Origin of the sequence: Bacillus sp. JFL15, assembly GCF_001184225.1 — a bacterium.
GTDB classification, from domain to species: domain Bacteria; phylum Bacillota; class Bacilli; order Bacillales; family Bacillaceae; genus Bacillus; species Bacillus siamensis.
This window is the reverse complement of the sequence record NZ_KQ236689.1, coordinates 538,558-558,861: the sequence shown is the minus strand read 5'-3', so window position 1 is coordinate 558,861 and position 20,304 is coordinate 538,558. Positions and strand designations below refer to the sequence as shown.

The window sequence follows — 20,304 nt, the reverse complement described above, 5'->3', positions numbered from 1 at the left end:
CAAATTCCTGAACATTTTGCTACTGTTTCCTGACAATCAGCGGAACGCAAATGGTTATTACTTAAATAATATTTTGAAAAATGGTACAGTAGTAAAACAAAGCTGATCTTTTTTATTTCTCTTGCAGTGTTTTATAGTATCGGCCTTTTTCAACATATTCCGATCTGATTCTTTCCATGTCCCGTATGTCTTCTTCTGTCAGCCGGCGGATGACCTTTGCGGGCCGGCCGAACGCAAGACAGCCGGGAGGAATGGTTTTGCCCGGAGGAACGAGACTTCCGGCGCCGATAAACGCGCCTTCTCCGATTTCCGCCCCGTCCAGAATGACGGAGCCCATACCGATTAAAGCATTCTTTCTGATGACTGCGCTGTGCAGTGTAACCTGATGGCCGATCGTGACGTCATCTTCAATAAGAAGCGGGCGGCCGGGACTTTGATGCAGACAGCTCAAGTCTTGTATGCTGACTCTTTTTCCGATCCTTGTCGGCGCAACATCACCGCGGATGACGGCTGAGAACCAAATGCTTGATTGTTCTCCGATCACGACGTCACCCGTAATGACGGCGTTATCCGCGATAAACGCATCAGGATGTATATCCGGCGTAAATTGTTTATAAGGGTAGATTATCATGTCTCATCCTTCTTTCTCTAAATTTATGTAAGAGGTGAACTGCATGTGGACTTGGAAAGCAGACAGGCCCGTCGGTACCATTGTCATCATCCACGGGGCAAGCGAATATCACGGGCGTTATAAATGGCTCGTTGAAATGTGGAGATCTTCCGGATATAACGTGGTGATGGGCGATTTGCCGGGTCAGGGAACATCCACCCGCGCCAGAGGGCATATTCGCTCTTTCCAAGAATACATTGATGAAGTAGATATATGGATTGATCAAGCGAGAACGCTTGAAGCACCCGTTTTCCTTTTGGGCCACAGCATGGGCGGACTGATTGCGATAGAATGGTTTAAGCAGCAGAGAAATCCCCGCATTACGGCACTCATTTTATCATCACCTTGTCTCGGGCTGCAAATAAAAGTCAATAAAGTGCTTGATTTTGCGTCTAAAGGGCTGAATGTCCTCGCTCCGTCCATCAGAGTGGACTCCGGTTTATCGCCTGATATGGCGACGAGGAATGCGGATATGATTGAAGCGGATCAAAACGATTCTTTATATGTCACGAAAGTATCTGTAAGATGGTACAGAGAGCTTATAAAAACGATTGATGCCGCTATGGTGCCGACTGATGCGTTTTTAAAGGTGCCGCTTTTGCTTATGCAGGGCGGTGATGACAAAATCGTCGATAAAATGAAAGTCCGCAAATGGTTTTCCGGTGTGGCTTCCCATAATAAGTCTTACCGGGAGTGGGAAGGGCTTTATCATGAAATTTTCAATGAACCGGAAAGAGAAGCTGTGTTTAAGGCGGCGAAAGCCTTTACAGATCAGTATATTTGAATTCGCTGGAGGTGCATATGTTGACAGTACCGGAACATCCTTTTAACCTTATGGCAAAAGTGTATCGGGAAATTTTTCCGCTCGTTCATCAGGAATTGAATATGTGGCGGGAAAAATCAGATTCCATTAAAAATACCGAGCTGCGGCAGCAGGCGGCCGCAAGTATCCGTGATAAATCGTTTCATTGTGAAGGCGGCGGCATTTTAGCACTGCTGTCGGGAGAGCAAAAAGAGAAGTGCGTGCAATTTATCATTGCGTATCAGACGATCAGTGATTATCTGGACAATCTGTGCGACCGCAGCACATCGCTTGACCCGGAGGATTTCCGCATGCTTCACCTTTCCATGCGGGACGCGCTGACGGTCGGTGCAGAGGTGCAGCCGTACTATCAGTACAGAGAGGAGCGGGATGACGGCGGTTATCTTCATGAGCTGGTCAGAACATGCCAGCGGGTGCTTGGGTCAATAGAACATTACAGCCTTATTAAACCGTATCTGCTTGAGCTGTGCGATTATTATTGCGATCTTCAGGTTCATAAGCATGTCGTAGAACATGAACGCGTTCCGAGGCTTAAAGCCTGGTTTGAGCAGTATCAGTCAAAGCTTCCGGAAATGGAGTGGTTTGAGTTCTCGGCCTGCGCCGGATCGACGTTAGGCATTTTCTGTCTCGTTGCTTATTCATTCCAGCCTGATTTTAACGAACATACCGCTGAGAAAATCCGCAGCAGTTATTTTCCGTACATACAAGGCTTGCACATTCTGCTCGATTATTTAATTGACCAGGAAGAGGATCTGCTTGAAGGCGATTTGAATTTCTGTACGTATTATCAGTCTCATGAAGAAATGATGCAGAGACTGAAGCATTTTATTGAAAAAGCGGATGAACATCTGCACGGCATTCCGCATGAAAACTTCCACCGGCTGATTAACAGGGGGCTGCTCGGCGTCTACTTATCCGATGACAAAGTCGCCAGCCAAAAAGAAATGGGCCGCCTCGCGCGAAAGCTGATCAGAGCAAGCGGAAAAACGTCATTTTTCTTTTATATCAACGGAAGAGCCTACCGCAAATTTCAGAAGATGGCATGGACGAAAAGTTCATAATGGGTGAACTGCGCCTTTCTCATGAAGGCGCGGTTTTTTTATTCTTAGAATGAAACATTGTTTGCGCAGGCATAATATGATACTTTAATTTTATGAAAAAATTAAAGTATTTAGTCATCATAGGATTAATTTCCATGACGGGCGGCTGCTCCGTCATACATGCTTCCGCCGGCTATCATCCCGTATTAATAGCTCACAGGGGCTCTTCTGCGATTGAACCGGAACATACTGCTTTATCCTATGCACGTGCCATTAAAGACAAAGCAGACTATATTGAGATAGACTTAAGGGAGACAAAAGACGGCCATCTGATTGCAATTCATGATAAAACAGTCGATCGGACAACTGATGGTAAAGGATTGACAGAGGATCTGTCTTTGGCTGAGATCAAAAAACTGAATGCCGGAAAAGGAGAAAAGATTTTAACGATTGAAGAAATCATAGAGAAATTCGGACAAACTGCCAATTACTATATTGAGACAAGAGAAAGTAACGGCAGCCTGGTGATGGAAAAGAAGCTGATTGACATATTACAAAAATATAAGCTGATTTCCAGTCATAAAGCAGTCATTGAATCCTTTAGCGAGAAGAGCTTAAAGAAAGTTCGGTCTATGAATAAAAGCGTTCCTCTTGTTCGGTTATTAAAAGATAAAGAGGCTGAGAACATAAATGATAAGCAGCTGCAAGCCATCAGAACATATGCTGATACAGTCGGTCTTAATGCTAAATTAACAAATGAAGCCGCCGTCAAACGTATCCACCACAATAAGATGAAGGTTCACGTCTTTTTTGATAAGGAAGATGAGCGGGCTCTGACGCCGATTATGCTGAAACAAAAAGTAGATGGGGTATTTACAAATAATCCTGCGTATACACGTAACGTGCTGCAAAAGCAGTAAATAAAAAGAGACATGCGATTTACGCTGTCTCTTTTTTTAATGGTTTCTTTTTTGCCGCAAGGTGCATTGCAAATTTGCCGATCAGCCCGATGACGAAAAATGCGGCAAACCACCAATAATAGGTTTTTGCGAACTCAAATCCTAAATGTCTTGATAAGATGATGACGAACATGACATAGGGAACACTGGAAAATATGATGCGAAGAATATTCAAACTGCTGCTCCTCCCGGATGTTACATTTAAACATGTACTTTTTTCCATTATTCATGGTAAGGGACTTTCGAAAAAATGTAAACACCATTCACAAAAAGAATCGGCCCGCTTATGACAGGCCGATTCTTTATTTGCCGGCAGATTTCTTTTCAATCGCTATAATAAACGGCGGGTCGTTTCGCTGATTGAGAAAGCCGTAGCTCAGCACGCGTGCCTTTTCCTGATCTAGGTTTTCGCAATACTTTAGAAGCGCATTCTTTTCCGTCTTGCCTTCAGGATGCCCGTAGTACACAACGAGAACGATCAGCCCGTTTTCCTTCAGCAGTTCAAGGAGCTGTTCGATGGCAGAAATGGTTGAGCGGCCGTTTGTCGTAATGCTTTTATCGCCGCCGGGCAGATAGCCGAGATTAAACACCGCACAAGCCACATGCCCGTGCGCTTCCTTGGGCAGAGAGGCCTTGATTTGATCATGGCTCTTATGGTGAAGCGTGACGCGCGGGCTGAAGGCGGCACCGAGCCGCTCCTTCGTTTTGGCGAGTGCGTCCGCTTGAATATCGAAGGCATGAACATGTCCTGTCTCACCGACAAGGCCTGCCAGAAAATATGTATCATGTCCGTTGCCCATCGTCGCGTCAACCGTGATATCTCCTTCTTGAGCGGCTGACTTCAGCAATTCTTTACTGAAAGGGAGGATATGCATCAAGGTCATAGGGCAGCCTCCTCCCCGATTTTCCTGAAATGCTTTCCTTGATAGCTTCCGCGTGCTTCCAGCTCTTTTTGAATGGCGCCCAGTACTTCCCACTTGTTGACGCTCCACATCGGCCCGACCATTAATTCGATCGGCCCGTCTCCCGTAATGCGGTGAACGATCATTTCCGGGGGAATGATTTCGAGCTGATCACATACAAGCTGGACATATTCTTCCTGAGAAAGGAATTCAAGCTTTCCTTTTTCATACTGCTTCACCATCGGTGTGCCTTTTAATAAATGAAGCAGGTGAATTTTGATGCCTTGAACATCCAAATCGGCAACCGCTTTGGCCGTTTCCATCATCATGTCCCTGTTTTCGAGCGGAAGCCCGTTAATGATATGGGAACAAACGCGGATGCCGTGTTTTCTCAGCTTATTGACGCCCTCAACATAGCAGTCAAAATCATGGGCGCGGTTAATCAGAAGGGCGGTCCGCTCATGTACGGTCTGCAAACCGAGCTCAACCCACAAATATGTCCGCTCATTCAGTTCTGCTAAATATTCCACCACATCATCGGGCAGGCAGTCCGGACGGGTTGCGATAGACATGCCGACAACGCCGTCAAGCTTGAGTACGGATTCAAATTTCTCACGCAGCTCCTCTACCGGAGCATGCGTATTCGTGAACGCTTGAAAATAGGCGATATATTTGCCGTCTTTCCACTTTTCGTGCATGCGGCTTTTGATATCGTGAAATTGCGTGATTAAGTCATCGGCCCGGTTACCGGCAAAATCGCCGGAGCCCGCAGCGCTGCAGAACGTGCAGCCGCCGTGTGCGACCGTGCCGTCCCGATTCGGACAGTCAAAACCGCCGTCAAGCGCGACTTTAAACACTTTATGTCCGAAATGCTCCCGCAGATGATAATTTAATGTATGGTACCGTTTTTCCGTATTTGAATAAGGAAAAGGGTTATTCTCGTTCAATGTTCAAAAAGCCTCCCTCACATCAGATGCATCCTAAAATTGTAGCATGAATGATGGGGGTTCACAATGTGAAAACAGATGCGGCTTTCTTTTGCTTATTATGACTGCAGACAGAATTCTCATTCCTTTAGCTGACATACGGAAAATTTGGTTCCCTTTCCTGCAACCTTCGGGTGTTATTCATTTTTCGTCCGCTCAAACTAAATTTGATTTCCATTCACTGAGGAGGGGTTTCGTTGGCAACAAGACAATCAGTAGATGAACATCTCCAAAGAAGCGAACAGGCGTATGAATTTGCGAATGAGCAATTTATAACCGCTTCAAAACAAGAGCATTATAATGATAATGAGTACAGTGAAGCGCAAATGATGCTTGAAAACGCGGTGAATGAATTAAACAAGCTGTCATTATCTGCGAATGATCAGCAGAGAGAACAGCTTTACCGAATGAGGCTGCAGCTGCAGACTTTGCAAAACAATATGATTTTGCAGCGTAATTTCGATTACTGACCGCGCTGTCTTAGATGGTGCAAAAAAACCTGCCGGAATCCCGGCGGGTTTTTTTGTATTTCTTTTCAAAAAAGAATTGACAATAAGGCGGAGTGTGTTTATTGTATTACGTGTACTACTTGATGTAATACACCGCAAACACTCAAAAAAATAAAAACGACATATAAATGCTGAGCAAAGGAAAGGAGAGCTTTCATGAAAAACAAAAGATCCGTAAAACAAGATGTGCCCCTTATTATCGCCGCTTCGGTTTTGGCCAGCAGTCTGTTTGTCATTCTTGTCGTCATCGGTTTTCAGTGGCAGAACATTTAAAGAAATCGAGCAGCTCGTAAAAGAAAGAAGGGAAGTAAATGATTCAAATCGACCCGAGAAGCTCAACTCCGATTTATGAGCAAATCATACAGCAATTGAAAGAGCTTTGTTTGAAAGGGATCATGAAGCCGGGGGATAAACTTCCTTCTGTCAGAGAATTGGCAACGATCATTATCGCCAATCCGAATACAGTCAGCAAAGCGTACAAGGAGCTTGAACGCGATGGCGTCATTGAAACGCTGCGGGGAAGAGGAACGTATATATCGGAGAATGCAAAAAAGACATTGGTTGAAGGGAAGATGACGATGATAAAAGAGCAATTGAAACAGCTCATCATCGATGCCCATTACGCGGGAGTTGAGCTGGAGAAGCTGCAGGAATGGATAAAGGAAATCAGCGCTGATGTGAAAGGAGGCACGGATGATGATTGAATTGCGCAATCTCTCAAAAACAATTGACGGTAAAGAAGTGCTCAAAGACATTTCACTCACTATCGGAAAAGGAGAAATTTTCGGGCTGCTAGGCCGAAACGGATCAGGGAAAACAACGCTGCTCCGGCTCATTCAGCAGATTCTCCTGCCGGACCAAGGGACGGTTTTATTTAATCAGGTGGAAATAAAGCGGCACCCAAAAGTAAAACAGAATATCATTTATATGCCTGTTGAAAATCCTTTTTATGACAAATATACATATAAACAGCTTGTTGCGATTGTAAGCAGAATCTATCCGAATTTTGATGTGACTTACGCCAATGAACTGATGAACAGGTACAATATTCCGGAAACGAAGAAATACCGTGAACTATCAACAGGGCTGAAAAAACAGCTCGCGCTCGTCCTTGCCTTTGCGTCACGGCCGGCACTGATTCTTTTGGATGAACCGACGGACGGCATTGACGCCGTAACGCGTCATGACGTGCTTCAGCTTATGGTGGACGAAGTGGCTGAACGGGAAACGAGCATCCTGATTACCTCACATCGTTTAGAAGATATTGAGCGAATGTGCAACCGGATCGGATTTTTGGAAGGCAGCCAGCTGACGAATGTGATGGATTTGGATGATATGAAGGAAGAATACATGAAAATCCAAATGGCGTTTGAAGAGGATGTCAACTTGATGATTAGAGAACAAAACATACCGATTCTCGACCATGCCGGTGTATTTTATACAGTGCTGATTCCGAAAAACGATGAGAAGAAAAAGGAATTTCTGCAAAAGCTGCGGCCGAAAGTATGGAACGAGCTTCCTGTGAATTTAGAAGAAGTCTTCATCGCGAAGTTTGGGGGGAACCGGAGATGGTAGACAGGGGATTGCTGTACAGAGAATGGATGCAGAATCGAACTGTTCTCGTGATGGTAGGCATTTTTTTAGCGGCAGTTAATCCGTTTGAAGTATTAAATACCTATCTGGTCTACCAAGGCTGTCTGGATACCCACGGAGCATATTGTAAGTTTTATGTGAATTCTTTGGATAGCGGAATGCTGAACTTGAACTGGGCGCCCGCTGTGATCTTGGCGGTTTGCTTATTCGGACTGGAGCGTACGAAAGGAACGATTGATGTGCTGTTCAGTCTGCCTTATTCCCGCGCTCAGGTGTTTCACACCAAATTTTGGCTCGGAGCGGCGGTCATTGCCGGATTCCAAATCATCGGCTACGGGCTGGCTGAGCTGCTCATTCTTCTGTTAAAGCCTGAGCGCGTATATTTCTTCCATCATTACAGCGTCGGTGAGATCATTGTGAGTATTTTGGCTTTTGCATTAGTCGCGAGTGCAGGCTGCTTAACGGGCAATACGTTCGCCCAGCTGTTAACGGCGTTTACTGTGTCGATAGCGCCTTACCTAATTATTACGTTGCCGCTGTCAAATGCGGAAGTCATTTTCGGGGTCGGCATGTATGAGCTGATGCCGTCAGTCAATACTTACCTAAACGATTCGTTTCAATATCTGATTCCGATCATGTATGTTAATACGGATTGGGTATCTGCCAGCAAGTATATATTACTCATCCCGGCAGTGATGAGCATTGTATTTTATGCCATCGGGTACTTTTGCTATGTCAGACAGCCGGTGGAACGGAACGGCCGTTTTTTCCTCTGGAGACAGCTTGACCGCCCCGTTCAGATTGTGGTCATCATGATCGGCGTTCTCGGTTTTGGTCTCGCGGGGTACTCGACGGGACAGTCAATGACAGGATATGTGGCCGGGATGCTGATCGGGGGAGCGGTCGGATTTTTAGTCAGTTATTTTGTAATTTATAAAAAAGCAAAGCATGTGTAAGAGAGGAGAACCGGAATGATACCGCGGGGATTATTGTACACAGAATGGAAGAAAAATCAGTGGCTGTTTTTGTTGAGCGGTATTTTATTAATAGCGGCAAACCCTTTTATGGTTTATAACAACTACTCAACATATCAAGGGTGTTTGAATAACCAAGTACTTCAAGATTGTGAATTTTCGTTGAGTTATACGAATGGGTCGCTTCTTTCTTTCAGCTGGGTTGTGAGTGTCGTCATTGCTGTCTGCTTATTGGGCTTGGAACGGACAAAGGGAACGATGGACGCCTTGTTAAGCATGCCTTACAGCAGAGGCCAAATCTTTCAGACTAAATTCTGGCTTGGCGCGGCAGTCATTGTTGTTTCTCAGGCGATAGGCTACGGAGCGGCGTCATTGCTCATATCTTTGCTGAAACCGAGCCAAACGTACGATTTTGATCATTTTTCAATCGGAATGATTGTGATCAGTTTGATGGCTTACGCCCTGTTAATGGCAGCCGGCGCATTAACAGGACATATATTCGCCCAGCTGTTAACTGCGTTTACAGTAACGGTTCTGCCCTTTTTACTCATCGGTCTGCCGGCCGCGAATCTGGAGGTTGTTTTCCACTTGAGCGTCGGAGAAGCGTTTTCTTACTTTGAAGGCTACATTAGGACCCAATTGTTCCTGTTTTTAACGCCAATTGGATATGTGTTTAACAACTGGATCAGAGAGAGGTATTTCATCTTATTCATTCCGGCAATGATGGGCTTCATCTTTTATCTGATCGGTTACGTCAGTTTTTTGAAACATCCGAATGAACGGAACGGCAGATTCTTTCTTTGGAGAAAATTGGACCGCCCGGTGCAGATCTTAGTGATCGCGATTTCAGTACTAGGGTTTGGCGTTATTTCGTACTCAATAACACTCTCCATGTTCGGATATATAGCTGGTGTTATCATTGGTGCAGTTATCGGGTTTTTGATCACTTATTTTACAATTTACAGAAAAACAAAGCATATGTAAGTTTGTATGAAAATGTGTAGTTTGGGGGAAGGCAAGGTGCCGATTAACGGTTTGCTTTATAAAGAATGGAAGCAGAGGCAGACTCTGCTGCTTTTTACAGCGGGGTTCTTATCTATATTAGGCCCTTTGGCAATTATAAATGAGTATTTTCACTATAAGGATTGTTTGGGTGCGCTTCATCAATATTCAGGTTCAGTTTGTACATTCAGCATGAATTACAGCAATCAGAATTTGATTGGGCTGCACTTCATTCCTCCGGTTATGATGGGGCTTTTTCTGACAAGAGCGGGACGGGCTGAAAACATGTTTACATTGAGTCTGCCGTATTCGAGAAGCCGGATATTCCATACTAAGTTTTTGTTGGGAGCAGCCGTGTTAGCCGGCTCGCAGCTTGTTTCTTACGGATTATCGGACATATTGTTTCTTGCGCTTAAACCTGACGCTGTACATCATTTTCACTCATTCAGCGCCGGGATGCTGGTCATCAGCTTGATGATTTATGCATTAGTGACAGCCGCCGGCACGATAACAGGCAATTTAGCAGCACAGCTGATCACAGCGTTCATGGTCTCCGTTTTTCCGATCGTTGTCTTGATCATTTACCTGTTAAACGCTGAGTTCCTTTTTGGCAGCCAGGCTGTGCAGAATATTCATTTTCCTTGGAGCGGATTTCTGATCTATTTCATGCCTGCCGCTTACATCCATACACCATGGATGTATTACACGAAACATGCCTTGCTTATATCTGCGTTAATGGGATTTTGTTTCTATCTTTTCGGCTATGTGAATTTCCTGAAAATGCCGAGTGAGCGAAGCGGACATTTTATCTTGAACAAACATACAGAACGTATAATCCAAGGGCTGGTCATGGCGCTTAGCATGCTGGGAAGTGCGGGTGTATGCGGATATGCTTATAACGGTAACGGTTCATATACCGGTTATATATTCGGCATGCTGATCGGCGCGGTTATCGGGTTTTTCATCAGTTATTACTTCGTCTATAAAAAAACGAAACAAATATAAAGGGGAGTGGTTTACGTGATAGAGGTGCAGCATATCGATCATTCATTTAAAATCGGCAGGAAAGGCAGAGAGAGTCAGGTTCCGGTGCTGAAGGACGTCTCTTTGACGGTTGAAAAAGGGGAGATCGCCTGTATCGTAGGGCGAAGCGGTTCCGGAAAATCGACGCTTCTGAATTTAATTTCCGGCTACATAGCGCCGACGAAGGGGCGTATCGTCATTAACGGCACTGATGTGACAGGCTTCAGTGAAAAGGAGTGGGCTCAGTTCCGCCTCGGACATTTCGGCTTTATTTTTCAAAGCTTCCAGCTCATTCCGAGTCTGACAACCTATGAAAATGTTGAAATGCCGCTTGCCCTCAAAGGGATTAAACCGTCTGAACGGAAGCAGAAAGTCGCGGACATGCTGAAACGGGTCGGACTTGAGAATCATGCGAATCATTATCCGAATGAGCTGTCAGGCGGCCAGCAGCAGCGTGTCAGTATTGCAAGAGCGCTGATTTTAAATCCGTCGATCATTTTAGCAGATGAGCCGACGGGAAGCCTTGATTCAGAAACGGAGCTTGAGGTGCTTTCATTAATTCAGCAGCTGAACCGGGAGCGCGGGATTACTTTTGTCATCATCACGCATGACGATGAAGTCGCTTCGATTGCACATTCAAAATTCCAGCTGCACGACGGCGTATTAAAAGGGGGCGTTACTGTTGAGATTTAAGGATCAGGTTCACTTTATCAGAAGAAATATGAAGAAAAACCGCCTGCGTGTTTTCATGACTGTGCTTGCAACAACGATGGCATGTGCATTTTTGGTTGTGCTGGCCTCCGTCGGATTCGGCATACAAAAAACGATAACAGACATAACCATGAGCCAGCAGATCGTAACGGAAATAAGAGTGCTCGGCCAGGAGAACGGAAAAGCCGTGAAGAAATCAGACTTGGAAAAATATAAGAATGTCAAGTCTGTCGTTGAAAGAACCGAAGTATATGAACCGAATAAAGCGTCATTGGATAACAGGACAAACGAAGGTTCAACGGTCGTGTTAACGAACATGAAAGATGAAGTAAAAGCCAATATGGAGCTTGATCAGGGAAGAGTAGCCAAATCAGAAAATGAAATTGTGGTCGGTTATGATTTCGCGAAAAACCTATTGACGAAAAAAGAAGCTGAGGCTTACAACAAGGACTTAAAGGATCATCAAGACGATGTCTCAGATGTGAAAAAGCCAAAAGGCTACACGAAGGATCTGCTGAATAAAACCATACAGCTGAGCATTTCTAAAACGAACAATGATAGCGGAAAAACGGAAGGAACCAGAACATACGACTTTAAAATTGTCGGGATTACAAAAAAACCGTCCCAAGATTGGATGGAGGACACAAATATTTTTATCAGTGATCAATTCAAAAAGGATTTTTCGAAATTCTTAGATTTTAAAGGCGGAAATGCTGAAAAAAGCATAAAAGTCTACGCTGACAAATTTGACAATGTTGAACAGTTAACGAATGATTTGAGTGATGACGGTTATCAAGTCATGTCCGTCACAACCGAGCTTCAAGGCGTCAACACGTTTTTCCTCGTCTTTAAAATCGGTCTGATCTTTGTCGGCTTTATCGCCGTCGTCATTTCTGCCATCGGTATTTTCAATACGATGACGATGGCGGTTACGGAAAGAACGCAGGAAATCGGGATTATGAAAGCGATCGGCGCAAGCCCGTCCATCATCCGCAGAATGTTTTTGATGGAAAGCGCCTATATCGGGATATTAGGATCTGTCATTGGTATTATCATTTCTTACGGAGTGAGTTTTGCCGTCAATCTGGCTGTGCCGGTTATCTTGAAAGCGGTAGGGGGAAATACCGGAGCTGAAGATCTTCATTATACCTTCTCCTATATCCCGCTCAGCCTCGTGGTGATCGCAGTTGTCATTTGTGCGGGGGTCGCGGTGATTTCGGGTATGAATCCGGCACGGAAAGCGACAAAAACCAACGTTCTGACCGCATTAAGAAGAGAATTGTAAAGAGAAAAAACCGGCTGGACGCAACAGCCGGTTTTTCATCTATCTATCAGAAAAGGGCGGATACCATGTTTCACATTTTGTTAATAGAAGATGATAACACTTTGTTTCACGAGATGAAAGAAAGATTAACGGGCTGGTCATTTGCGGTGCACGGAATAAAGGATTTCAGCCGGGTCATTCAGGAGTTTGCAGAAATCAAGCCTGATTTGGTGATCATTGATGTACAGCTGCCGAAATTTGACGGCTTTCACTGGTGCAGAATGATACGTTCTCAATCAAACGTACCGATTCTGTTTTTGTCCTCGCGCGACCATCCCGCGGATATGATCATGTCGATGCAGCTTGGGGCAGATGATTTTATACAGAAGCCTTTTCATTTTGATGTGTTAATCGCGAAAATCCAGGCGGTATTCCGCCGTGTGCACCAATATGGCACAGAACCGGCGCTGATGAAAAGATGGTGCGGGGCGGTCATTGACACAGAAACCGGCACAGTCAGCCATAAAAACGGTTCGGTCGAACTGACCAAAAACGAAATGCTGATTTTAAAACTGCTGGCCGAGCAGAAAAATAAAATCGTCAGCCGCGAAGAACTCATCAGAAGCCTATGGAATGATGAACGTTTCGTCAGCGATAACACGCTGACGGTGAATGTCAACCGGCTGCGGAAAAAGCTTGATCATTTAGGTATCGGGAAAATGATTGAGACCAAAGTGGGACAGGGGTATATCGCGAAGGAGGAAGACGGTCTTTATGATTAAATCATTTCTGCTCGAAAGAAAAAGCTGGATCGCGATGTTTCTTTTTCAGCAGGCCGTACTCCTTTTCGCGGCATATATTGATCCGTCTATTCCGTTTCTTTCAGTGCTGTATTTTGTTTACCTGTCGCTTCTTGTGTTTCTTGTTTTTCTCTTGTTCCGCTATCGGAAAGAGACCGCTTTTTATAAAAGCTTAAAAGATTGGGACGCTGATTTAGATATTTCCGGTCTTAAAACGCCCGACAGTCCGTTTGAGTCGATCATTGAAGAAAGCATTGAAGAACAGACAGAGCGATTAAGAAATAGCTCACTTCATATGCAGGCGGCATCAGAGCATGAGAAGGATGAGCTGATGTCGTGGATTCACGAAGTCAAAACACCGCTGACAGCGATGCATCTCATGATCGAGCGCCTTGATGAACAGCCGCTGAAAGCCCCTTTGCATTATGAATGGCTGCGGATTCACCATCTCCTCGACCAGCAGCTTCATCAGAAACGATTGTCCTTTATCGAAAATGATTTATCGTTCCAGCGCATTCAGCTCCGCCCGCTTGTTTTCAAAGAAATTAAGGATCTGCAATCATGGTGTATACAAAAAGGAATCGGGTTTGACATTCAGCTTGAGGCACCGGACGTTCTCAGTGACGGAAAATGGCTTTCCTTCATTATCAGACAGCTGTTAAGCAATGCCGTCAAATACAGTGAAGCGGATGATATAACCGTAAAAAGCTATGAACTAAACGGCCGGGTGCATGTGGATATCAAAGACCGCGGTATCGGCATCAAGCCTAAAGATCTTCCGCGCATTTTTGAAAAGGGGTTTACCTCCACGCGGATGAGCCGTGATCACGCGTCAACGGGAATGGGCCTGTATTTGGCTCAAAAAGCCGCGGCTCCGCTTCACATCCAGATCAGCGTGCGATCAGAGCCAAAACAAGGCACGGTTTTCACCTTGGTATTTCCGAAACAAAACGACGCCGTCAGCATGTTCAGCGTGTGACAAAAGTGTCACATGCTTTTCTCTTTTGTTCGCTTAATCAAACGAAAAAAACGGCTTTTGTTTTTAAAATGAAGATAACCAATGTAAAAGGAGAATCGGAACGTGATGATTTTAGAAGCAGGCAATATTCGAAAAAACTACGGAAATAAGCTGAATAAGCAGGAGGTGCTGAAAGGGATTGATCTTCAGATCCAAAAAGGGGAATTCGTCAGCATTATGGGCCCGTCAGGATCAGGGAAAACCACTCTTTTGAATGTGCTTTCTTCTATTGATAAAGTGAGCGCGGGCACGATCAGACTGAATGAGACGGAGATCACATCCATGAAAGAAAAACAGCTTGCCGAATTCAGAAAACGGCACCTCGGCTTTATCTTTCAAGATTATAATTTATTGGATACGCTGACCGTGAAAGAAAACATACTCCTGCCGTTATCCATTACGAAAATGCCTAAAAAAGAGGCGGACCGGCGATTTGCCGAGACGGCAGAGGAGCTTGGCATCTATGAGTTGAGAGATAAGTATCCGAGTGAAATTTCCGGCGGACAAAAACAGCGGACGTCTGCCGCGAGAGCTGTTATTCACGAGCCGGGCATTATTTTTGCTGATGAGCCGACGGGAGCGCTTGATTCTAAAGCCGCCTCCGACTTGCTGAATAAACTCAGCCGCCTGAATCAAAAACGCCGCGCTACCATTGTGATGGTGACGCATGATCCGGTTGCCGCCAGCTATTCCGGCCGTGTGGTTTTCATTAAAGACGGCCGCGTGTATACACAGCTGAATAAAGGCGGCCAGGACAGACCGGACTTTTTTCAGGATATTATGAAAACGCAAGGTGTATTGGGCGGGATTCAGGCATGAGCATTTATCATTTGATCTTCCAGAATCTGAAAAAGAATATGAAAAACTATTACCTTTACGTTTTTGCGCTGGTGTTCAGCGCCGCCCTTTATTTCGCGTTTGTCACGATGCAATACGATCCGGCGCTTGATGAAATGAAAAGCTCCATAAAAGGAGCGGCAGCAATCCGGGCCGCCTCCATACTGCTTGTGGCGATCGTGTCGGTATTTCTTTTATACGCCAACACCATTTTTATCAAACGCCGCGGCCGGGAAATCGGCTTATTCCGATTAATCGGCATGACTAAAATGCATATTTTCCGCATACTCAGCACAGAAAACTTCATTTTGTATTTCGGATCGATATGGATCGGTATTTTTGCCGGCTTTTCTCTCTCGAAATTATGTATGATGATGCTGTTTCATACAGTCGGTGTGAAAGCCTCTGTCTCACTGTTTTTTTCAAGCAAGGCGCTCGTTCAGACGTTAATTGTGTTCGGGGCAATTTATGTGCTGATTATGATGATGAATTACCTATTTATTAAACGGCAAAGCATTTTGTCTTTATTTAAAACCGCGTCATCGTCAGAAAGCAGTATAAGACGGCTCTCTTGGGTGCAGATGACAATCGGCGTCATCGGTATTGCGGCCATTATCGCCGGCTATGCCGTGTCCGCAGATTTATTCGGAGGCAGTTTTACAACCATGAATGAACTGTTTTCGGCAATGGTGTTTATTCTCGGCTCGGTCATTATCGGAACCTATCTGTTTTATAAAGGTTCGGTCAGCTTTCTGGCGAACCTCATCCGGAAATCAAAAGGCGGGTATCTGAATGTCAGTGAAGTTCTGTCTTTGTCATCCATCATGTTCCGGATGAAGTCAAACGCCGTGCTGCTGACGATTATTACGACGCTTTCGGCGCTGGCAATCGGTTTACTGTCTTTAAGCTATATCTCGTACTACTCCGCGGAAAAATCGGCTGAGCAAAATACAGCCGCGGACTTTGCGTTTGATAACCAAAAGGAGACTGACTCATTTACCGCTTTATTGAAGAAAAACGGAATTGAACACAAAGTAAAAACAATCAAGACCATTCAAGCCGGTGTCAATATGAAGAATATCGTAAACGGCGATATGAAAAGCTTCAAACAAGACCCGTCCAGCTTGGCGCTGCCGATTGTCAGCGAGAAAGACGCAGAAGGAGTGTCACTCTCCGACGAAGAAGCCGTGTTTACCGGATATAATGATATGATGAAAAGATTTCTCGACTTGAAAACGTCAGGTTCCATTGATATAAACGGCAAAACGGATAAAATACCGCTGGCGTATAAGGGCTTGAAGAACGACTTCCTCCTGTCATATACATTTACAAGCGGAGGGCTGCCGACCGTTATCGTCACGCAGCACGTATTTGACAGGATCGAGAAAGATATCGACCCGTCCATTCAGGGAAAATCAAATCGGTTTTTCGGCATTACACTCAAACATGAAGAGGACGTCCAAAAAGCTGATGACCTGTTTCAGGCGCAGCATTATTCAGACGGCGCCCTTTCACAGTTTGAAACGGCTGACACCCAAAAGAAAAATATGGGGCTGATCATGTTTATTGTCGGATTTTTAGGCTTAACCTTTCTGATCACTTCGGGCTGTATCCTTTATTTTAAACAAATGGGCGAGTGTGAGGATGAGAAGGCTGATTACACGATATTGCGGAAGCTCGGCTTCACAACGGGAGATCTGCTGAAAGGCATCCGCCGGAAGCAGGCGTATCATTTCGGCATTCCGCTCGTTCTCGGGCTGTTCCACAGCTATTTTGCCGTTCAGTCAGGGTGGTTTTTATTCGGAACGGAAGTATGGACGCCGATGATTATCGTCATGGCGCTGTACACGCTGCTGTACTCCATTTTCGGCATGCTGTCGGTGCTTTATTATAAAAAGGTCATTCGGTCCGCATTGTAAAACAGGTTGAGGAGCCCCGCTGTGCGGGGCTTTTTTCTGCATGAATAGAAAAAAGCGATTTTTAAAAGAATAGACATACGTCATTTTTTCGCGCGGGGGAGCCTTATGCAGAAGTATTTTCAATTGAAATCTGAAACAGGGGCTTTTCATCTTTTTTCTAAGGAACACATTTTCACGCTGTTGATCATCGGATTGCTGGGGGTATGCGTGATCGTATTCCGGAAAAAGCTCCATCACGGCCGGCCGAATCGCGTTTTCCGATATGTGCTGTTCATTCTTCTAGCTGTGTCGCAGATCAGCTATCATATATGGCTGCTATGGCATCATGCCTGGTCGCTGAAAACATCTCTGCCGCTGCAGCTGAGCGACCTTTCCGTCTATTTGGCGATGCTGATGGTCATGACAAAAAGCAAAAAGCTGTTCGCCTTTCTCTATTTTGCCGGCTTGGGCAGCGCCATACAAGCGATGGCCACACCTGATTTAGGGGCGTATTCTTTCCCTCATTTTCGGTACATCGTATTTTTCATCTCGCACGGCTGTGTGTTTCTAGCCTGTCTGTTTATGGCCGGTGCCCAAAAGTACAGGCCGTCGGTGCGCGCGCTCTGGGTGTCATTGCTGACTGTAAATCTGTACGGGGCGTGTGTCTTTTTGATTGACCATGTGCTGAATGCAAACTACCTCTATTTAATGAAAAAACCGAAGACCGCTTCGCTTCTGAATGTTCTCGGCCCTTGGCCGTGGTATCTTCTTTCAATGGAAGCTGCGGTGATGCTGAGCTTTTTCATTCTGTATATTCCGTTTTGGCTGCTGAGAAAAAGAGCATGAATCCCGTTTATGTTTGTGAAGCCGATCATTTGTAATTTTTTCAACATTCCGGCATTATTTTTTTCAGATTCTGATGTTGTAAAAAGGCGTCCGCGGCGATAAAATGAATCTGCTATGATAACGTGATCGATACGGAGCTGCAGCTTGCGGTTTCCGTTTTTTCATGGGTTTTTTTATAGAGAAAGGGGGATCGGTATGCCGCGCGCTTTGAAGATATTAATTATCGGAATGTTTATCAATGTGACGGGCGCATCTTTTTTGTGGCCGCTGAATACGATCTATATTCATAATCATTTAGGGAAATCGCTGACTGTCGCGGGGGTTGTTCTGATGCTGAATTCCGGAGCCAGTGTGGCGGGGAATTTATGCGGCGGATTTTTGTTTGATAAAATCGGCGGATTCAAATCCATTATGCTGGGTATTATCATCACCTTGGCAAGTCTTCTCGGACTCGTTCTGTTTCACCAATGGCCCGTTTATATTTGGCTGCTCGTCATTGTCGGGTTCGGTTCCGGCATCGTGTTTCCGGCCAGCTACGCCATGGCGGGAGCGGTCTGGAAAGAGGGCGGACGGAGAGCTTTTAATGCGATTTATGTAGCTCAGAATGCAGGTGTCGCGGTCGGTTCAGCACTCGGCGGAATGGTTGCGGCGTACTCGTTTACGTACGTGTTTTTAGCCAATGCTTTGCTGTATGTGCTGTTTTTCCTTATCGTATTTTTCGGGTTTCGAAATATTAAAACCGGAAATGCGGGCCAGGTCTCTGTACTGGACTACGAGCCTGTCAGCAGCAGAACGAAATTTACGGCGCTTCTTATACTGAGCGGGGGGTATGTTCTCGGGTGGATTGCCTATTCGCAGTGGTCCACAACCGTTGCGTCACATACTCAAAGCATCGGTATGCCGCTTTCATTATACAGTGTGCTCTGGACCGTAAACGGAATACTGATTGTCGCCGGACAGCCGCTTATAGGTGCTGTTCTGAAAAAATGGTCCGGGGCGTTAAAAACGCAGATGGTCATCGGCTTTTGTATTTTTATCGTCTCGTTCGGCGTGCTCCTTGGCGCCAAGCACTTTCCGATGTACCTTACCGCGATGGTGATTTTAACGATCGGAGAAATGCTTGTCTGGCCTGCCGTGCCTACTATTGCCAATCAGCTTGCGCCCAAGGGGAAAGAAGGGTTTTACCAAGGGTTCGTCAACAGTGCGGCGACGGGCGGCAGAATGATCGGGCCGCTCCTTGGAGGCGTGCTGGTTGATCAATACGGCATGAGCGTGCTGCTTTTGTTCCTGATGGCGCTTCTTGTCGTCAGCATCCTAGCGACGGTGCTGTATGACAAACGTCTGAAAACCGTTAATAAACAAAACGTCCAAGTGCGATGACGACATAAAAAATCCCGCTGTTTCGGCGGGATTTTTTATTTATAAGAGCGGAAGCACGTTGACGGCGTCCTTAACATTTAAATACGTCTTTAATGAAGTAAAGCTGGCATCAAGCTGATTCATTTTCATGGCAAGGGAAGGCTTGATACCGGTGATGATCAATTCTGTGCCAATTAAATTAAGCAGATGATGCAATTTGAAAATCCGGTCTGCGGTCTGTTCGTTTACCTCAGCTAAACCTGATAAGTCTATAATTAAGTAATCATCTTTAGATGCGGTTAATATGTCTGTCAAAGTTGTCACAATGGAATCAAATCGTTCTTCTGTTAAATTCCCCACTAACGGCATGGCGGAGATCCCGTTTCGAATCGGAACGATCGGCGTTGACAGCGTCGCAATTTCTCCGAGGGAATCCTCAAGAAGCTTTTCGTACTCTTTCTGCTCTGTGATGTCTTTTTGAAAACCGACAAAATAGAGCTTGTCTTCAACATAAAGAGGATCAATATTGAGTTCATTCCAAAACGGGGTGCCGTCTTTTTTGACATTTTTCAGCCGCACCGTGATCTTTTCTTTATGTTTTAGGCCTTTTCTTATTTTCGCGACTTGTTTTCGGTCGGTTTCTTTTCCTTGCAGAAATCTGCAGTTCTTACCTAATATCTCTTCGGAAGAATAGCCTGTCATATCCATAAATCCCTGATTCGTATAAATGATGGGATTGTCCTCAAGAGAGGGGTCTGTAATCACCACGCCGATGCGTGCGTGATCAAGCGCCTTTTTGATAAGCTCCAGCTGCTCCAGATTTCCGAGTACATTTGAGTCAGCCATATAAAACCCCCTTTTGGCCGTAAAGCTGTGCACTTTTTTCAGCCATTGTTTCTCCCCTTTTTAAATGAATCTACAGTAACCGTAGCATAACACATGTTCTGTTTCAAGCAGCCGCAGTTTGCAATTTGTCATTCGGGCTTGTCCTCATATACACTGAATATATAAGGGGAAGGCACATCATCGCTAAGTAAGTGACTAGGTCATTGTCACTGGGTGAAAAATGAATCTAATGCATCAAGCTTAC

General features: G+C 45.2%; 21 protein-coding genes and 1 pseudogene. 17 read left to right on the top strand and 5 right to left on the bottom strand.

The features are described 5' to 3' along the window. Nucleotides 1-112: 112 nt before the first annotated feature. Entirely contained in the window at nucleotides 113-628 is a 516-nt protein-coding gene (locus AD710_RS02710) for a gamma carbonic anhydrase (protein ID WP_095241536.1), read from the bottom strand. A gap of 46 nt (nucleotides 629-674) precedes the next feature. On the opposite strand from AD710_RS02710, the gene AD710_RS02705 reads away from it, so the two are divergent. The 3 genes from AD710_RS02705 to AD710_RS02695 all read left to right on the top strand — a co-directional run bounded on the left by AD710_RS02705 (nucleotide 675) and on the right by AD710_RS02695 (nucleotide 3,453). After that, nucleotides 675-1,454 (top strand): alpha/beta hydrolase, encoded by a 780-nt coding sequence (locus AD710_RS02705; protein WP_049627221.1) that lies wholly within the window; start codon nucleotides 675-677, stop codon nucleotides 1,452-1,454. Between the two features lie 20 nt (nucleotides 1,455-1,474). Next, nucleotides 1,475-2,554, top strand: coding sequence for a tetraprenyl-beta-curcumene synthase family protein (locus tag AD710_RS02700; RefSeq protein ID WP_049628752.1), 1,080 nt, complete (start codon nucleotides 1,475-1,477; stop codon nucleotides 2,552-2,554). Between the two features lie 92 nt (nucleotides 2,555-2,646). Then, nucleotides 2,647-3,453: a glycerophosphodiester phosphodiesterase family protein gene (locus AD710_RS02695; protein ID WP_049627220.1), complete on the top strand. Its 807-nt coding sequence runs from the start codon at nucleotides 2,647-2,649 to the stop codon at nucleotides 3,451-3,453. Between the two features lie 19 nt (nucleotides 3,454-3,472). Here the strand turns inward: AD710_RS02695 and AD710_RS02690 are convergent, their stop codons facing one another. From AD710_RS02690 to AD710_RS02680, 3 genes are all read right to left on the bottom strand, one after another. Next, complete coding sequence (locus AD710_RS02690) at nucleotides 3,473-3,667, bottom strand: hypothetical protein (protein ID WP_003152265.1); 195 nt, start codon at nucleotides 3,665-3,667, stop codon at nucleotides 3,473-3,475. A 127-nt stretch (nucleotides 3,668-3,794) separates the two neighbouring features. Next, complete coding sequence (locus AD710_RS02685; protein WP_049627219.1) at nucleotides 3,795-4,376, bottom strand: tRNA 5-(aminomethyl)-2-thiouridylate-methyltransferase MnmM; 582 nt, start codon at nucleotides 4,374-4,376, stop codon at nucleotides 3,795-3,797. Next, nucleotides 4,373-5,341 (bottom strand): tRNA modification radical SAM protein MnmL/YtqA, encoded by a 969-nt coding sequence (locus tag AD710_RS02680; protein WP_049627218.1) that lies wholly within the window; start codon nucleotides 5,339-5,341, stop codon nucleotides 4,373-4,375. The genes AD710_RS02685 and AD710_RS02680 overlap by 4 nt, the downstream gene beginning before the upstream one ends. A gap of 236 nt (nucleotides 5,342-5,577) precedes the next feature. Between AD710_RS02680 and AD710_RS02675 the strand changes: the two genes are divergently transcribed. The 14 genes and pseudogenes from AD710_RS02675 (at nucleotide 5,578) to AD710_RS02610 (ending at nucleotide 19,235) form a co-directional block, all read left to right on the top strand. After that, the gene (locus tag AD710_RS02675) at nucleotides 5,578-5,850 is read left to right on the top strand and encodes a YtzC family protein (protein WP_016938496.1); all 273 of its coding nucleotides are present in this window, start codon (nucleotides 5,578-5,580) and stop codon (nucleotides 5,848-5,850) included. A 350-nt stretch (nucleotides 5,851-6,200) separates the two neighbouring features. Continuing rightward, a complete protein-coding gene (locus AD710_RS02670) occupies nucleotides 6,201-6,593 on the top strand; it encodes a GntR family transcriptional regulator (RefSeq protein ID WP_049627217.1) in 393 nt (130 codons plus the stop codon). Further along, nucleotides 6,586-7,464 carry an ABC transporter ATP-binding protein gene (locus AD710_RS02665; RefSeq protein WP_047476804.1) on the top strand — a complete coding sequence of 293 codons (879 nt, stop codon included), beginning with the start codon at nucleotides 6,586-6,588 and terminating at the stop codon, nucleotides 7,462-7,464. The genes AD710_RS02670 and AD710_RS02665 overlap by 8 nt, the downstream gene beginning before the upstream one ends. Then, complete coding sequence (locus AD710_RS02660; RefSeq protein WP_049627216.1) at nucleotides 7,458-8,438, top strand: ABC transporter permease subunit; 981 nt, start codon at nucleotides 7,458-7,460, stop codon at nucleotides 8,436-8,438. Before AD710_RS02665 ends, AD710_RS02660 begins: the two co-directional genes overlap by 7 nt. Nucleotides 8,439-8,453: 15 nt before the next feature. Further along, nucleotides 8,454-9,440 carry an ABC transporter permease gene (locus tag AD710_RS02655; RefSeq protein WP_049627215.1) on the top strand — a complete coding sequence of 329 codons (987 nt, stop codon included), beginning with the start codon at nucleotides 8,454-8,456 and terminating at the stop codon, nucleotides 9,438-9,440. Nucleotides 9,441-9,476: 36 nt separating this feature from the next. Continuing rightward, entirely contained in the window at nucleotides 9,477-10,463 is a 987-nt protein-coding gene (locus AD710_RS02650; protein ID WP_049627214.1) for a hypothetical protein, read from the top strand. A gap of 15 nt (nucleotides 10,464-10,478) precedes the next feature. Further along, nucleotides 10,479-11,174 (top strand): ABC transporter ATP-binding protein, encoded by a 696-nt coding sequence (locus AD710_RS02645; protein WP_045926413.1) that lies wholly within the window; start codon nucleotides 10,479-10,481, stop codon nucleotides 11,172-11,174. Beyond that, nucleotides 11,164-12,477 (top strand): ABC transporter permease, encoded by a 1,314-nt coding sequence (locus AD710_RS02640; RefSeq protein WP_049627213.1) that lies wholly within the window; start codon nucleotides 11,164-11,166, stop codon nucleotides 12,475-12,477. Before AD710_RS02645 ends, AD710_RS02640 begins: the two co-directional genes overlap by 11 nt. A 65-nt stretch (nucleotides 12,478-12,542) precedes the next feature. Continuing rightward, nucleotides 12,543-13,238: a response regulator transcription factor gene (locus AD710_RS02635; RefSeq protein WP_049627212.1), complete on the top strand. Its 696-nt coding sequence runs from the start codon at nucleotides 12,543-12,545 to the stop codon at nucleotides 13,236-13,238. Further along, on the top strand, nucleotides 13,231-14,235 hold the full coding sequence (locus AD710_RS02630) for a sensor histidine kinase (RefSeq protein ID WP_049627211.1): 1,005 nt from the start codon (nucleotides 13,231-13,233) through the stop codon (nucleotides 14,233-14,235). Before AD710_RS02635 ends, AD710_RS02630 begins: the two co-directional genes overlap by 8 nt. A 102-nt stretch (nucleotides 14,236-14,337) precedes the next feature. Continuing rightward, nucleotides 14,338-15,097 (top strand): annotated as a pseudogene (locus tag AD710_RS02625) (ABC transporter ATP-binding protein); the annotation flags it as partial. Continuing rightward, on the top strand, nucleotides 15,090-17,030 hold the full coding sequence (locus AD710_RS02620; RefSeq protein WP_049627210.1) for an ABC transporter permease: 1,941 nt from the start codon (nucleotides 15,090-15,092) through the stop codon (nucleotides 17,028-17,030). The pseudogene AD710_RS02625 and the gene AD710_RS02620, both read left to right, overlap by 8 nt. Before the next feature lie 105 nt (nucleotides 17,031-17,135). Then, nucleotides 17,136-17,855 (top strand): YwaF family protein, encoded by a 720-nt coding sequence (locus AD710_RS02615; RefSeq protein WP_047476818.1) that lies wholly within the window; start codon nucleotides 17,136-17,138, stop codon nucleotides 17,853-17,855. Nucleotides 17,856-18,050: 195 nt separating this feature from the next. Further along, nucleotides 18,051-19,235 (top strand): MDR family MFS transporter, encoded by a 1,185-nt coding sequence (locus AD710_RS02610; RefSeq protein ID WP_045926419.1) that lies wholly within the window; start codon nucleotides 18,051-18,053, stop codon nucleotides 19,233-19,235. A 39-nt stretch (nucleotides 19,236-19,274) separates the two neighbouring features. On the opposite strand, the gene AD710_RS02605 is transcribed toward AD710_RS02610, so the two are convergent. Next, nucleotides 19,275-20,060, bottom strand: a complete 786-nt coding sequence (locus tag AD710_RS02605) for a YtvA family blue-light photoreceptor (RefSeq protein ID WP_016938511.1) — start codon at nucleotides 20,058-20,060, stop codon at nucleotides 19,275-19,277. Nucleotides 20,061-20,304: the final 244 nt, after the last annotated feature.

What these genes read in the sequence shown, in the direction of transcription:
- AD710_RS02660 (WP_049627216.1), top strand. Translation starts at nt 7,458, where the DNA reads ATGGTAGACAGGGGATTGCTGTACAGAGAATGGATGCAGAATCGAACT.
- AD710_RS02620 (WP_049627210.1), top strand. Translation starts at nt 15,090, where the DNA reads ATGAGCATTTATCATTTGATCTTCCAGAATCTGAAAAAGAATATGAAA.
- AD710_RS02665 (WP_047476804.1), top strand. Translation starts at nt 6,586, where the DNA reads ATGATTGAATTGCGCAATCTCTCAAAAACAATTGACGGTAAAGAAGTG.
- AD710_RS02670 (WP_049627217.1), top strand. Translation starts at nt 6,201, where the DNA reads ATGATTCAAATCGACCCGAGAAGCTCAACTCCGATTTATGAGCAAATC.
- AD710_RS02695 (WP_049627220.1), top strand. Translation starts at nt 2,647, where the DNA reads ATGAAAAAATTAAAGTATTTAGTCATCATAGGATTAATTTCCATGACG.
- AD710_RS02685 (WP_049627219.1), bottom strand. Translation starts at nt 4,376, where the DNA reads ATGACCTTGATGCATATCCTCCCTTTCAGTAAAGAATTGCTGAAGTCA.
- AD710_RS02615 (WP_047476818.1), top strand. Translation starts at nt 17,136, where the DNA reads ATGCAGAAGTATTTTCAATTGAAATCTGAAACAGGGGCTTTTCATCTT.
- AD710_RS02705 (WP_049627221.1), top strand. Translation starts at nt 675, where the DNA reads ATGTGGACTTGGAAAGCAGACAGGCCCGTCGGTACCATTGTCATCATC.
- AD710_RS02610 (WP_045926419.1), top strand. Translation starts at nt 18,051, where the DNA reads ATGCCGCGCGCTTTGAAGATATTAATTATCGGAATGTTTATCAATGTG.
- AD710_RS02605 (WP_016938511.1), bottom strand. Translation starts at nt 20,060, where the DNA reads ATGGCTGACTCAAATGTACTCGGAAATCTGGAGCAGCTGGAGCTTATC.
- AD710_RS02655 (WP_049627215.1), top strand. Translation starts at nt 8,454, where the DNA reads ATGATACCGCGGGGATTATTGTACACAGAATGGAAGAAAAATCAGTGG.
- AD710_RS02635 (WP_049627212.1), top strand. Translation starts at nt 12,543, where the DNA reads ATGTTTCACATTTTGTTAATAGAAGATGATAACACTTTGTTTCACGAG.
- AD710_RS02630 (WP_049627211.1), top strand. Translation starts at nt 13,231, where the DNA reads ATGATTAAATCATTTCTGCTCGAAAGAAAAAGCTGGATCGCGATGTTT.